Below are 13,430 nucleotides of genomic sequence, written 5' to 3'. Positions count from 1 at the left end.
CCTATAGCCTCTCGCGGGGCTCGTGTCACGAGACCTTCGCCGGCGGATGCGGAGGCTGCGCATGACCGCGACATCCGGCCGCGCGTTCAAAGCAAGCGCCAGGCGATAAAGCTTCCAAGCAGCTGCGCGCTGCCGCCCGCCGTCATCGCGACGATGAAGGCAGCTTCCGCCTCCCCCAGGAAGGCGAAGATCGCCCCGAGCAAAGCGACGCCTATCGTCGCCCCGACCATGCGGGCAACATTGATCAGGGCGCTTGCCGTGCCGGCGCGATCGGCGGTGACGGTCGAAACCGCAACCGCCGTCAGAGGCCCCGTCGCCATGCCCATCCCGATCCCGGTCAGCAACAATCCGATCTCTTCGGCGATGAGCCAGTCGGCCAGAAAGGATGAGCCGAGCAGGAGGTTGCCCAAACCCATCAGCGCCAGTCCAGCAGATATGGTGCGGTTCTTCCCAAGGTGTTCCGAAATCGAGCCGGAGAAGGGTGAGATCGCGATGAAGCTGAGAGCCATCGGCAGCAGCGACAGTCCGACCTCCACCGAGGCCAGGCGTCCGAGGCCGAGGGAGGCGAGCGGAAAAAGAAAAAGCGTGCCGTACATGCCGAAAGTCATTGCGGCCGTTCCGGCCATGGCACCGCGGAACTGCCTGCCCGAAAACATCGAGATCGGAACCAGAGCCTTCTGCTCCAGGCGCTTCTCGACGATGATGAAAAGCAGCAGAAGCAGCGCGCCGGCGATTGCCATGAGTGCCATCCATAAGGGCGGCAGATGCGATGATTCGATTGCGGCGAGGGTCAACACGGTGAGAGATACGATCCCCAGCAATTGCCCCGGCATGTCGAAGGACCGGCCTTGCCGATCGGCACTTTCCGGAACGAAAAACCGTGCTGCCGCCGCCGCGATCTGCGCGATGGGAATGACGACGAAGAAGACGGATCGCCAGCCGAAATCACGGATGAGGAGGCCGCCGAGGCTCGGACCGATCGCCAGCGACATTCCATTGCAGCCGGCCCAGATTCCGAGCGCCCGGGCACGGACCTTCTCATCCCGGTAGATGACCCGGATCAGCGAAAGAGAAGCGGGCAGGAGGAGGGCAGAGCCGAAGCCGGTCAGGGCCCTCGCCGCAATGAGGACCGCGATGGTCGAGGCGAAAGCGCAGCCAAGGCTCGCCAGGGCAAAAACAGCGCAGCCGATCACGAACATCAGGCGCCGGCCGTAAAGATCGGCGAACAGGCCGCCGCTGATGAGAAGTGCGGCGTAAACGAGATTGTAGGCGTCGACGACCCACTGCAGCTCGGTGACGGAGGCCCTGAGATCGAGCCCTATCGGCTGAACCGCCAGATTGACGACCGATGTATCGACCTGCGCTACTATCACGCCGAGGCAAAGAATGGCGAGAGCGGCCGGCTTCAACTGCGAGTAAGCTTGGGTGCCTTGTTCGATTGAGTGCATGACGCTGCCTTTCCAGTACGGCGCCGTGCGTCTTTTCAGACGCGCAAGGGACGCTGCAACACTTTGAAGGCAGACGTAGCGTGGTTCAGGCCGTCGACAATTCGAAACTGGTCGAAGTGTCCGTAGGGAAAATGAAAAGCCACGGCCCTGTTGCGAGGCCGTGGCTGCTGCATGCGCGCATTTTGCGGGACAACGCGTGACCGGGTTACTTGGCGGCGAGTGCCCCGTTGACCTTGTCGACGTCGGCACTCATGGCCTTGAAGGTCTCGTCGAGGGAAAGCTCGCCGACGATCAACTGGCTCATCCTCTGGACGATCAGCTGATAGATGGCGGAGGATCCCTTGAGACGTTCCAGGTCCCGGGCTGCCTGCGGCACGCTATTGCGGCTTCCGAGGAAGACGGCCATGGCGTCCTTAGCATTCTTGCTCTCGAGCTTGTATTGCGGGTCCTTGATGTCGGCGCCCGTCAGGATGACGTAGTTTTCGGCGATTTCACGCTGGACCTTTTCGGAGCCGAGGAACTCGATGAACGCCGCCACGGCTTCCGGATACTTGGTGCGCTTGAAGCCGACGATCGCGGTGCCGCCCGGCATCGCATAGCAGCCGGCATCGCCGCAGGGGGCGCTGATCGCCGTCCAATCGAAGGCGTCGCCGATCTTCTTCTGGAACGGATTGACCATCCAGTTGCCGGCGAGATAGGTCACGACGTTGCCGTTGACGAATTCGTCGCCCATGTTCTTGTACTGGGTTCCGCCGGCAGCGCCCCACATTTCCTTGGGGAAGGAGCCGTCCTTCGTCCAGCCGTAGAGATCCGTGACATAACGCTTGGCGGCATCGTCGGGGAAGAAGAACTTGCCGTCCTTGACGTAGTTCGATCCGTAGGAGAATGCCGCGCCGGAGAAGCGATGGCCCGAGCGATCCATCGTGAAGGGGATCTGGGCGCCGGTCGCCTTGGCGACGCGCGCCGAGGCTTCGACGATGTCCTTCAGCGTGGCGGTGGGCTTCGGAAGCGGTTCGCCGGCCTGTTCGAAGAGCGTCTTGTTGACGAAGGGCAGGTTGAAGGTCTGCGAGGCGATATAGCCGTTGATCGACTTCGGATCGTTGACGCCGGGGAAGCGAAGCGTGTTCAGGCTGTCGCCGTGCAGCTTGGCAAAGCCGTCCGGGTCTTTCATGTAGGGACGCATGTCGAGGTAGTAGGGCGCAAGCTGCCAGTCGGTGATCTTGGCGATGTCAGGACCTTCGCCGACGGCGAGCTGCACCGGCAGCTGCTTGGCGACCGCATCATAGCCCGACGAGACGAAGTTGACCTTGACGTCGGGATGCGCCGTCTCGAATTCCTTGCTCAGCGCTTCCATCCGCTCGACGTAAGCCTGGTCGTCGTCGGTAAACAGAAAGGTGATCGTCTTGGTTTCCGCCATGGCCGCGCCGGCCCATGCGAAAGAAACGGTAGCCAGCGCCAGTGCGAGGGCTCCTGAGAGATAGGTTTTCATTTTCATCCTCCCATGAAAACATTTTCATCAATCGCGGCGTCAGCCATCGATAAATGAATTTCATATACTTGACATTCGTCCCGTCAAGCTATTTTCTGAGGCAATAGCGATGTTTTTGAGCATTTTTCAAAAACAACGCACCCAAATGACCTAATGAAAATATTTTCATAGGATTGCGGAGGAGGCGGTCTGTGAAAACGGAATGCATCAAGCGGCCGGACGATATGGCGCCGGCATATGGCGTGGCCGCGGGCCAGACGGTAACGGCATGGGCGGTATCCGGCCTCATCGCCAGCTATTTTCCGGGCGAGCCGGCGCCGGCCGAAGACCGCGTAAACTATCGTTTCATCAACGGTTTCGTCGATGTCGGCGACCTGCCTTGCCGCAAAGCCTTCTGGTCCACCATGGTGGGGCGGCCGCTCTCGCCCTACACGTCCTGGCCGACCGAGAGCCTCTATCTTCCCGGTTCGAACCGCCGCGTCGAGTTCACCGGCTTCTGGCATGTGCCGACGCATCTCAGGCGATGGCTGAGGGGCACGTTCAGGACGGAGACCGCGCGAATGCTCAATCTCAGACTGAAGACCTGCGGCGGCGTTCGCATATGGGTCAACGGACAGGAGGCGGTGCGCTTCGAACCCTTCAAGCGCAATGTCGAGAGCGCAACCGACATAAAGCTGACGCTCGAAGCCGGCGACAACCACATTCTCGTTCACACCGAAGACCTGGCCGAGCGCGACACGACGTGGTTTTTCGAGCTAGAGCTGCTGGATGAGGAGCCGCTCTGCGTGCTGTTGCCGGTATCGCTGGACCAGGATGAGGTTCGCGAGCTGGAAGCCCTTGTGCGCGGCGTTCGCCCGGCCCGCGACGTCTTCGTCAACCAGCCGCTGGAGATCATCTTCGACACGGCGCCGGAGCGCGACCTGCCTGTAGAGCTCAAGGTCATCGGCCATGGTCACGAGCGTCCCGTTCTCGCGCATTCGAAACTGACCCTGCATGCTCATCAGAACCGTCTGGTCGCCGAGAATGTCTCTGGCATCGCAGATGGTTATCACGGCATCCACATGACGATCGGTTCCGGTACGGGCTCGGTCACCCGCGTCATCGATGCCGCCTTCATGAGCAGCATTTCGCCGTTGCCGGCCGAGACATCGCTTTCTGCCCGCAAGCGGCAGGCGCTGGAATACAGCGCCCGCTTCGGCGCCAACCGCGTCGGGCGTCTCATTGCGATGATGGAAACCGGTCACCACGACCAGGAAAGCTTCGACCGCATCATCGACGCAACGCTCGCCTCCATCGATGCGCGGGAGGATTGCTCGGATTTCATCATGGTGCCGCTGTTGTGGCTGCTCGGCGCCTATGCCGACCGGATGCCCGCGGCGGTGGTCGATCGCATCCGGCATTCCGTTCTCTCTTATCGTTACTGGGTCGACGAGCCGGGCAACGATGCGATGTGGTTCTGGAGCGAGAACCATGTGCTCTGCTTTCACACGAGCCAGCTGCTGGCCGGACTTCTTCTGCCCGACGAGGTGTTTTCAGCCTCGGGCAGGACGGGCCGGCAGCAGGCGGAACTTGGCCGCGCGCGCCTCGCGCGCTGGTTCGACAGCGTCGAAGCCCACGGATTGGCGGAGTGGAACTCGGCGGCCTATTACCCGATCGACTTCATCGGCCTGCTGGCGCTGGAGCGCTGGGCCGAGACGGCGATTTCGGAGCGCGCCCGCGGCCAGATCGATCTCATCTTCCGCATGATCGCCCTTCACACGCTCGCAGGCGTTCCGGCCGGATCGCAGGGCCGCGCCTACGACAAGGAACTGCGCGCCGGCCCGCTGACAGAGCTTGCACCTTTCGCCCAGGTCGCCTTCGGAACCGGCTGGCTGAACAATGGCGTGGCGGCATTGACCATGTTCTGCGTCGGCGGCTACGAGCCGCCGGCCGATCTCGCCGAGCTTGCGTCGCTTGCCAGGACCAGAAGCGTCGAGGCGCGTTACAGCCAGGGGCTCGAGAGCGGAAAACTCGTGCTGTTCAAGAACGAGGCGGCGCAGCTTTCGACCGTCGTCGATCACAAGACCGGCCAGAAGGGCCATCAGCAGCATGTGCTCGACATCCGGCTCGCCGGCCACCCCATGGCGAGGCTCTGGGTCAACCATCCCGGCGAGGACGATCCCTGGGGCAATCAGAGGCCGTCCTATTGGGCCGGCAACGGCATTCTGCCGCGCGTTGCCCAGCATCGTGACGTCGCCCTGCTGATCGAGGACACAAGCGATGCGCGGCACGCATGGACGCATGCCTATATCGGTCGCGACGGCCTGGACGATCTCATCACCGAAGACAAGTGGCTGATTGCGCGATCGGGCAGGGGATTTGCCGCCCTCTGGGCGTCGAACGGCCTGGAGCTGATCACCGACGGCCCGACCGCCGGGCGCGAGGCGCGCTCCTACGGGCCGCTTTGCGGCTGGGCGGCCGTCGTCGGATGCGGCAGCTACGATGCCTTCAAGGCGTTCATCGAACGCCTGTGCCAGACGACGGTTTCCTTCGATCCCGGGCTTCGGCGGCTCGCGTTGACGCCGCCGGGCGGCCCGGCGCTCTGCCTGTCCTATGCCGACGGTCTTTCGATCGCCGGCAAGGCGAGGCCGTTCACGTACGATCAGCCACACCCGATCCTCACCCACGACAGTGCAGCCTCCGGGGCCGGCACTGACGGGCCGTTCTACTCCTGAAACATAGGTCTCCAAGCATGAACACAACATCTGTCGATAACGCCGCTCTCCTGACGACGATCGATCGCGTTGCAACGGCTTTCAGCCGGCTCAAGGGCATCAAGGAAGGTCTCGTGACCGGAAATTCCGCCTCGGGAATCCAGTTCGACGAATGGGACTGGGAAGTCGGCGTCGGTCTTTACGGTTTCCTGCGGCGCGCCATTGCCACCGATGACCAGAAAGCGCTGCAGGAGCTTGTTGCCTGGTATGCCGGCCAGATCGAACGCGGCCTGCCGCCGCGCCAGATCAACAGCACGGCGCCGATGCTGCCGCTTGCGATCCTCGTCCAGCATGTCGACCGTCCCGATTTTCGCGCTCTTGTCGAGGACTGGGCCGAATGGCTCGTCAAGGAATTGCCGAAGACCGAAGACGGCGGTTTTCAGCACGTCGTCAAGGAGCGCCTCAACGACGGCGAATTGTGGGACGACACGCTTTTCATGGCCTGCCTGTTTCTCGCCCGGGCCGGCGTGCTCTGCGAACGCAGCGACTGGATCGACGAGGCCGTCTATCAGTTCGTGATCCACACCCGCTACCTCTCCGATCCGGTCAGCGGCCTCTGGTATCACGGCTGGACCTTCAACGGGCGGCACAATTTCGCCAATGCCTTCTGGGCGCGCGGCAATGCCTGGATCACCGTTGCCATCCCCGAGCTCTTCGATCTCGTTCCGACGCTCGGCGAGAAGGACCGGCGTTTTCTGTCGAACGTCCTCGTCAGCCAGGTGCGCTCGCTGAAGGAATGCCAGCGGCCGGACGGGATGTTCACGACGCTTCTGGACGACCCGTCCTCGCCGCTGGAAACCTCGGCCACGGCAGGCATTGCCTATGGCATATTGCGCGCCGTCGATGCCGGCATTCTCGACGATAGCGACAAGGCCTACGCGGAGCGGGCGCTTGCGGCAGTGCTGGCGCAGATAGACGAGGAAGGTGTGGTCCACGGCGTCTCGGACGGCACGCCGATGGGGCATGACCTCGATTTCTACAGGCGCATCCCGAACGTGCCGACGCCTTACGGCCAGGCGCTGACCATGCTGTTGCTGACGGAAGTCGTCCTCGAGAACGGCGATCGCCAATGAGCCCCGTGTCTCTTGTCGCGATCGAGCCGGCGGAGGGCGACGATACGGTCCGCCTGCAGGCGGCCATCGACGGCCTGTCGGCTTCGGGCGGCGGACGCGTGGAGCTCATGGCCGGCATCCATGTCTGCCGGGGGCTCCAGCTCAAGTCCGGCATCGACCTTCATCTGGCCGCCGGCGCGATCCTGCGTCCCGTTGCGGATTACGAGGCCTATGCGCATACGAGTGTTTCGGTGATCGCCGAAAAGTCGGACCGCGGCATGATCGTCGCTAGGGATGCACGGCGGATCAGCCTGACGGGGGCGGGGCGCATCGAAGCCGGTTGCGACAGCTTCATCGTGGGAGACGACGAGACCGTCGGAACCTTCATTCCGGCCGAGTTTCGTCCGCGCGTCGTAGTATTCGAGGGCTGCGACGAGGTCGAGATCAGCTCTGTCCATATTAGCCGCTCGCCGATGTGGACGCTGCATTTCGTCAATTGCACCGATGTCGTCGTCAGCAACGTAACCATCGACAACGACCGTCGCCTTCCCAACACGGATGGTATCGTGCTGGATGCCTGCCGCGGCGCCGTGATCGAGGACTGCCGGATATCGACGGCCGACGACGGCGTATGCCTGAAGACGAGCATCGGCCCCGATCGTGTCGCCATCGGACGATGCGAAAACATTCTTGTCCGCCGCTGCTCCGTTCAGAGCCTCAGCTGTGCGCTGAAGATCGGCACGGAAACCCATGGCGACGTCACCAACGTCGTGTTCGAGGATTGCAACGTCTCATCCTCCAACAGGGCGCTCGGCATATTTTCCCGCGATGGCGGCCGGATATCGAATGTGAGGTTCTCGCGAATTGCGGTGGAATGCCGCGAGACCCCCGATGGTTTCTGGGGCTCAGGCGAGGCGCTGACCGTCAATGTGGTTGACCGCATCGCGGAGCGCACGGCAGGCGCCATCGAAAATCTCATCGTCGAGGATATCACCGGCCGGATGGAGGGGGCGATCACGGTCATTTCGACCTCGTCGGCCGGCATCCGGAACGCATCATTGGCGCGTATCGCCATCGACCAGCAGCCGGGGCAACTCGGCACGGCACGATCCTACGACCTGCGCCCGACGAACGCCGACCTTTCCCCGAAAGCCGATGGCGGCGGCCGCGCCAATGCCTGGACCCGCGGGTCGGACGGGCGGGTGATCGGCCTTGAGAACTATCCGGGAGGAATGCCGGCCGTCTACGTGGCTGATGTCACCGGGATCTTGATGAACGAGGTGCGGATCACAAGACCGACACCGCTGCCGCAAGGCTGGAACAAAAACGACGCCGTCTTCGAAACGGCGGCACCTGATGGGAGTGGGGCATGGCAGAACTGAAGCTTTCCAACGTCAACAAGTCGTATGGCTCTGTCAAAGTCCTGCATGACGTCGAGCTCGATATCAAGGACGGCGAGTTCGTCGTCTTCGTCGGTCCGTCGGGATGCGGCAAGTCGACCCTGTTGCGCGTCATCGCCGGTCTCGAAGAGGTGACGACGGGCGCAATCGCGATCGGGAGCCGCGACGTCAGCGCGCTCTCGCCGGCCGAGCGCAAGATCGCGATGGTCTTCCAGTCCTATGCGCTCTATCCGCATATGAGCGTTCGCAAGAACCTCGCTTTCGGCCTGGAGAACCTGAAGTTCAAGCGCGCCGAGATCGAGGCGCGGATTGCCGAAGCCGCCAGGATGCTGGCGATCGAACCCTACCTGGACCGGCGTCCGAAGCAGCTTTCGGGCGGCCAGCGTCAGCGCGTGGCGATCGGCAGGGCCATCGTGCGCGAACCGGACATTTTCCTCTTCGACGAGCCGCTGTCGAATCTCGACGCCGCCTTGCGCGTCCAGACCCGCGCCGAGATCACCAAGCTCCACCGCGACATCAAGACGACGATGATCTATGTCACCCATGACCAGGTCGAGGCGATGACGATGGCCGACAAGATCGTCGTGCTGCGCGCCGGGCGGGTCGAGCAGGTCGGCGCGCCGCTGGACCTGTTCGATAGCCCACGCAATCTGTTCGTCGCCGGCTTCCTCGGTTCGCCGCGCATGAACATCATCAAGGGCAAGGTTTCAGGCATCGGCGAAAACGGCGTCGCCATCGATGTCGGCAACGGCGGCAAAATCGTCAGCGATGTCGATCCTGCGGGGATTGCCGTCGGGCAGGCCGTTCTCGCCGGCATCCGGCCCGCGCATTTTTCACGCTCCAGCGAGCAAGGTCTGCCGTTCATCGTCCAGTATCACGAGGGCCTCGGCACAGAAACCTATGTCTACGGCAACCTTGCAGGCCAGGATGAGCAGATCATCATTCATGAGGCCGGCCATTTCGCGCCGGCGCCGGGTGATCACATCCTGATCGACGCCGCCCCGGGACGGGTTCACCTGTTCGATCCCGAAAGTGGCCTGGCTTTTGCCCGGCGGCCCGGACAGGGGAGGCGCTGAACATGGCGGCGCTCAAGGCAGGTGCATTGCTGTCCCAGGCAGGCGAAACGGCGATGCGGGTGGTCGAAGCCCCGATGAATGTGGTCGAGCGCATCTTCGGCCGCAAACGCATGCCATGGCTGTTCCTGGCGCCGAACCTCGTTCTGTTCGCCATTTTCACGTTCCTTCCGATCGCGATCGCGATCGGTTACGCCTTCACCGGCGGCACGAACCTTTTCGTCTCGGAGCGGCCCTTCGTCGGCCTGGATAATTTCCGCACACTGCTTTCCTGCGGCAATTATCTGCAGCCGGGAACCTGCCAGGAATCGCTGTTCTGGACGGCTGTGTGGAACACGCTCTGGTTCGTGGCCCTCAATGTCGTCGCCACCTTGCTGGTGGCGCTGATCACGGCACTGATCCTCAATCGGGCGATTGTCGCGCGCGGCTTCTTCCGGGCGATGTTTTTCTATCCCGTTCTGCTGTCTCCCGTCGTCATCGGCCTCATCTGGAAATGGTTCCTCGATCGCAACGGGCTCCTGAACGCCTTCTTCCAGATGATCGGCGTTCCCCCTGAGATCTTCCTGCTCGACGTCGGCTGGTCACGCTTCTTCGTCGTCGTGGTCTCGGTCTGGTTTCACATGGGTTTTTATACCCTCATCCTGCTCGCCGGCCTTCAGGCTATTCCGAAGGAGCTTTACGAGGCTGCCTCCATCGATGCTGCTTCACCGCGCCGCACGCTTTTCAGGATCACGCTTCCCCTGCTGGCCCCGAATCTCTTGGTCGTGTTCATTCTTTTGATGATCAAATCGGTCCAGATCTTCGACGAGGCCTGGGTTTTGACCAATGGCGGCGGTCCCGGCACGGCCAACAGCTTCATCGTGCAATATATCTACCAGATGGCATTCGGCAGCGATCTCCGTCTCTTCGGTCTCGCATCCGCCGCATCGGTTCTGATGGGGCTGGTGCTTCTGGTCCTCACCCTCATACAGCTGCGCATCGGCAAGCGAATGGAGTCCTGAGATGAACAGCCGTATGAATCCGATCAGTTTTCTCACGCGCACCCGCCGGGCCGGACGCATCGATATAACCGACATATTGTCATGGGTCTGGCTGATCGGCGGAACCTTCGCGGTGCTGGTTCCCGTCCTCTGGGCGGGCCTCTCCTCGCTGAAGCCGGCGGCCGAAATTACCCGGTTTCCACCGACCCTGCTTCCCCGGGCCGCCGTGGAGCAGACCGTACCCGGCTTCGACAAGCCGCTCAGCCTCTGGCAGGTCACCGTTGACGGCCAACAGCGCGAAATGGCCATGGTTCGGCGCATCGGCCTCAAGGCCCAGATGGTCGACCCCGCAAATCCGGGACAGCCCGTCAGCGTCGACGTGAAGGGGCTGACGCCGGTGCAGAAGCTGACGGTCGCCACGGAAAATTACACCGATCCGCTGACGCGCTTCAACTTCCTGACCTTCCTCAAGAATTCGGTCTTCGTCACCTTCGTCGCAACGCTGCTGACGCTGATCGTCAACGCCATGGCGGCCTTTGCCCTGTCGAAATACAAATTTGCAGGCGACACCGCGGTCTTCGTCATCATCATTTCAACCCTGATGATCCCGCTCGCCGTCGTCATGGTGCCGGCCTATCTCGTTATCGTCGGGGTCGGGCTCGCCGATAATCTCTGGGGCGTCATCCTGCCGACGGTCGCCTCTCCGACCGCCGTCTTCCTGCTGCGGCAATATATGCTGACCATACCCGATGAGCTGATAGAGGCGGCGCGCGTCGATGCGGCGAGCGAATTCTGCATCTTCTGGCGTATCATCCTGCCGCTGACGGCGCCGGCACTGGCGGTGCTGGCGATCTTTTCCGTGCTCTGGCGCTGGAACGATTTCCTCTGGCCGCTCATCGTCCTCAACAGCCGCGAGAATTTCACGCTGCAGGTCGGTCTGAACGCGTTCCAGGGCGAGTTCTCTGTGCAGTGGCATTATATCCTGGCAATGACGTTCCTCAGCCTGCTGCCTGTCACGGTCGTCTTCCTGTTCCTGCAGAAGTACATCACCACAGGCATTGCCGGAACAGGGATGAAGTGAACGGCAAGGCGGGGAGAAAGATCTCCTCGCCCCGTCGGAGAACCCATACTGCGTCTTCCTCCCGACTGAAGCGCGTCGCATTGAACTTGTTTCATGCGGCGCGCTTCGGTCTTTGTTGTGCGAGGCCCCCAAGGCGGCCGGCCATTTTTCGAGCGACACGCACCGTCGCCTAGGCACAGAGGTTCGCACGTGATCGCCTGGATCTCTCCAATTCCGTTTTACGAAAATGCCGGGAATTCAGCCTAGTGCCCGGAACTAGACATTAGCGCGGCGGCGCGACGCTACCCCTCAAGACGAGATGGCATCCGAGCTCCAGGCGATGGGCCGGCCGCTGCGGGTCGTTGGCGATCAGCCGCTGCTCGATGAGCGCCAAAGCGGCGGCGCCGAGCCTGTCGGTGGGAACGCTGATCGTCGAAAGCGGCGGACGGCTGAATTCGCCGGGGACGATGTCGTCGAAGCCGAGGACGGAAATCGCTTCGGGCACACGGATGTCGCGATCGGCCAAGGCCTTCAAACAGCCGAGCGCCAGATTGTCGGCGGCGCAGAAGACGGCCGTCGCTCCTTTCATTGTGGGATCGCGGTCGAGCAGCGCGTTGATGGCAGCCTCGCCATGCCTCGGCTCATATCCTTCGGCCTCGACGATCATATCCTCCGGCACGGGAAGCTGAGCGGCGAGATAGGCATCGGAAAAGCCGTCATACCGGCGCTGGATCGTGGTGCGGCCCTTCCAGGTCAGGTGCAGGATGCGGCGATGCCCGAGCCCCAGCAGGTGCTCGATGCCGAGCCGCGCGCCGAAACGGTTTTCGGGCGTGACCGTATCGACCAGCATGGCTGGATCCTCGCCGTTAACGAGGACGACGGGCATGTCGGGGAAGGCGAGGCTTCGGATCAGTTCCGGCTGATCGTCGTTCAGGATCACGATGCCGTCGGCGCGCTCCGTGAGCGCGATCTGCCTGACCTGAGCGCCGTCGATGCGTCGGCCGGTGCTGACGAAAGGCACGATCCTGATGCCGCGGCGCTCGCACTCCCGTCGAAGGCCGTTGAGGATCGTCCAGCTCACCAGGTTGAGATCGCTCTGCGGCGCGGCGTCGTCGGGAATGGCAAGCAGCAGAACGCGCAAGGCCGCGATCGTCGCCTTCTTCCTCCGGCGGTCGAGGTAACCCAGGCGTTTGGCCGAGTCGAGAACCCTCTCGCGCACCTCGATCGTCAGCGGCGCGGTTCCGTTCAGCGCGTGCGAGGCCGTGCTCAGCGACACGTCGGCATCGCGCGCGACATCCTTGAGATTGACTTTGCGTTCCACTTTTTCCGTCACGAATTGAGGCTATGCCTTCGAAGGCATCGCTAACTCGATGTTTTCACATAAAAACTTGAGAAAAGCTATGCGCTTTGCGCGGTATTTTTCGTCATTCTGTGATCAGTGAGGCTTGGCCAGCAGGCCGTGCAGCAGCAGGTCGAAATAGGCCCGCAGGAAGGCCTCCTTGTTGGGGGGCGGCTCGCGGCGGTCGTCGAATATAAGCCTGAGAACCGTCGTCGTCAGGATGGGTGCGACCACGATGTCGGAGAATTCCACCGGAATTGCCCGAAATTCCCCCGACGCCACGCCCTCCAGAATGAGGCCGTCGACCTTGGCGATGATCGGCGCAATGAACTCATCATGGTGGCGGTCGATCAGGTCGGGAAACCGCTGCCCTTCGGATATGACGAGCCGCGTCAATTCGCGGGTCGTGCGATCCTCGGCAATTTGCTCGTAAAGCAGGCCGAGAATGGAAAGCAGCCTGTCGGTAGCGCTGCCGCTGAGGCCCTCGGCCGTCTCCAGCAACTCCTGAAACGGCACGGAGAAATGGTGGATCATCGCTTCGAAAAGCTTCTCCTTCGTCTCGAAGTAGACATAGACCGTGCCTTTGGTGACGTTGACCCTTTCGGCGATGTCTTCCACACGCGTGCCCGAAAAACCGCTTCTGACGAATTCTTCGAAGGCCGCATCCAGGATCTGGATGGGCCGCAGCGCTTTCTGTTCCGCGCGTGTGAGTTTCTTCGGAGTTGCCATTTTTTTCCTTGCCTCCCGTGTCGTGCGCGCCTCGTCCCCTGCGGCACAAAGTTTCATTGACTAATGCGTCAGTCAATTATATAGCAGCTGCCGTTGAGAGCAAGAGG

The 13,430-nt window shown here is 62.2% G+C and carries 10 protein-coding genes; 6 read left to right on the top strand and 4 right to left on the bottom strand.

Annotation, left to right across the window (positions count from 1 at the left end):
* Positions 1-86: 86 nt before the first annotated feature.
* Both FHX10_RS30175 and FHX10_RS30170 read right to left on the bottom strand, forming a co-directional pair.
* A complete protein-coding gene (locus FHX10_RS30175) occupies positions 87-1,448 on the bottom strand; it encodes an MFS transporter (RefSeq protein WP_029867883.1) in 1,362 nt (453 codons plus the stop codon).
* Between the two features lie 205 nt (positions 1,449-1,653).
* On the bottom strand, positions 1,654-2,937 hold the full coding sequence (locus tag FHX10_RS30170; protein WP_029867882.1) for an ABC transporter substrate-binding protein: 1,284 nt from the start codon (positions 2,935-2,937) through the stop codon (positions 1,654-1,656).
* Between the two features lie 191 nt (positions 2,938-3,128).
* On the opposite strand from FHX10_RS30170, the gene FHX10_RS30165 reads away from it, so the two are divergent.
* From FHX10_RS30165 to FHX10_RS30140, 6 genes are read left to right on the top strand one after another with little or no spacing between them, the layout of a single operon-like run.
* On the top strand, positions 3,129-5,651 hold the full coding sequence (locus FHX10_RS30165) for a hypothetical protein (protein WP_029867881.1): 2,523 nt from the start codon (positions 3,129-3,131) through the stop codon (positions 5,649-5,651).
* Positions 5,652-5,668: 17 nt separating this feature from the next.
* Positions 5,669-6,763, top strand: coding sequence for a glycoside hydrolase family 105 protein (locus tag FHX10_RS30160; protein WP_029867880.1), 1,095 nt, complete (start codon positions 5,669-5,671; stop codon positions 6,761-6,763).
* Entirely contained in the window at positions 6,760-8,124 is a 1,365-nt protein-coding gene (locus FHX10_RS30155; RefSeq protein WP_029867879.1) for a glycoside hydrolase family 28 protein, read from the top strand. The genes FHX10_RS30160 and FHX10_RS30155 overlap by 4 nt, the downstream gene beginning before the upstream one ends.
* A complete protein-coding gene (locus FHX10_RS30150) occupies positions 8,112-9,218 on the top strand; it encodes an ABC transporter ATP-binding protein (protein WP_063473551.1) in 1,107 nt (368 codons plus the stop codon). Before FHX10_RS30155 ends, FHX10_RS30150 begins: the two co-directional genes overlap by 13 nt.
* A gap of 2 nt (positions 9,219-9,220) precedes the next feature.
* Entirely contained in the window at positions 9,221-10,216 is a 996-nt protein-coding gene (locus tag FHX10_RS30145; protein WP_063473552.1) for a carbohydrate ABC transporter permease, read from the top strand.
* A 13-nt stretch (positions 10,217-10,229) separates the two neighbouring features.
* On the top strand, positions 10,230-11,276 hold the full coding sequence (locus FHX10_RS30140) for a carbohydrate ABC transporter permease (protein ID WP_176707322.1): 1,047 nt from the start codon (positions 10,230-10,232) through the stop codon (positions 11,274-11,276).
* 262 nt (positions 11,277-11,538) lie between these two features.
* Here FHX10_RS30140 and FHX10_RS30135 read toward each other — a convergent pair whose 3' ends face one another.
* Positions 11,539-12,588, bottom strand: a complete 1,050-nt coding sequence (locus FHX10_RS30135) for a LacI family DNA-binding transcriptional regulator (RefSeq protein ID WP_244604831.1) — start codon at positions 12,586-12,588, stop codon at positions 11,539-11,541.
* 102 nt (positions 12,589-12,690) lie between these two features.
* On the bottom strand, positions 12,691-13,323 hold the full coding sequence (locus tag FHX10_RS30130) for a TetR/AcrR family transcriptional regulator (protein ID WP_029868247.1): 633 nt from the start codon (positions 13,321-13,323) through the stop codon (positions 12,691-12,693).
* Positions 13,324-13,430: the final 107 nt, after the last annotated feature.

It is taken from the genome of Rhizobium sp. BK591 (assembly GCF_014195045.1).
Lineage (GTDB): Bacteria > Pseudomonadota > Alphaproteobacteria > Rhizobiales > Rhizobiaceae > Rhizobium > Rhizobium anhuiense.
The sequence above is the reverse complement of the archived record's forward strand: the minus strand, read 5'-3'. Positions and strand labels throughout refer to the sequence as shown.

Excerpts from the sequence above, each read along its gene's own strand:
- FHX10_RS30170 (WP_029867882.1), bottom strand. The coding sequence starts at position 2,937 with ATGAAAACCTATCTCTCAGGAGCCCTCGCACTGGCGCTGGCTACCGTT.
- FHX10_RS30155 (WP_029867879.1), top strand. The coding sequence starts at position 6,760 with ATGAGCCCCGTGTCTCTTGTCGCGATCGAGCCGGCGGAGGGCGACGAT.
- FHX10_RS30145 (WP_063473552.1), top strand. The coding sequence starts at position 9,221 with ATGGCGGCGCTCAAGGCAGGTGCATTGCTGTCCCAGGCAGGCGAAACG.
- FHX10_RS30150 (WP_063473551.1), top strand. The coding sequence starts at position 8,112 with ATGGCAGAACTGAAGCTTTCCAACGTCAACAAGTCGTATGGCTCTGTC.
- FHX10_RS30130 (WP_029868247.1), bottom strand. The coding sequence starts at position 13,323 with ATGGCAACTCCGAAGAAACTCACACGCGCGGAACAGAAAGCGCTGCGG.
- FHX10_RS30140 (WP_176707322.1), top strand. The coding sequence starts at position 10,230 with ATGAATCCGATCAGTTTTCTCACGCGCACCCGCCGGGCCGGACGCATC.
- FHX10_RS30160 (WP_029867880.1), top strand. The coding sequence starts at position 5,669 with ATGAACACAACATCTGTCGATAACGCCGCTCTCCTGACGACGATCGAT.
- FHX10_RS30175 (WP_029867883.1), bottom strand. The coding sequence starts at position 1,448 with ATGCACTCAATCGAACAAGGCACCCAAGCTTACTCGCAGTTGAAGCCG.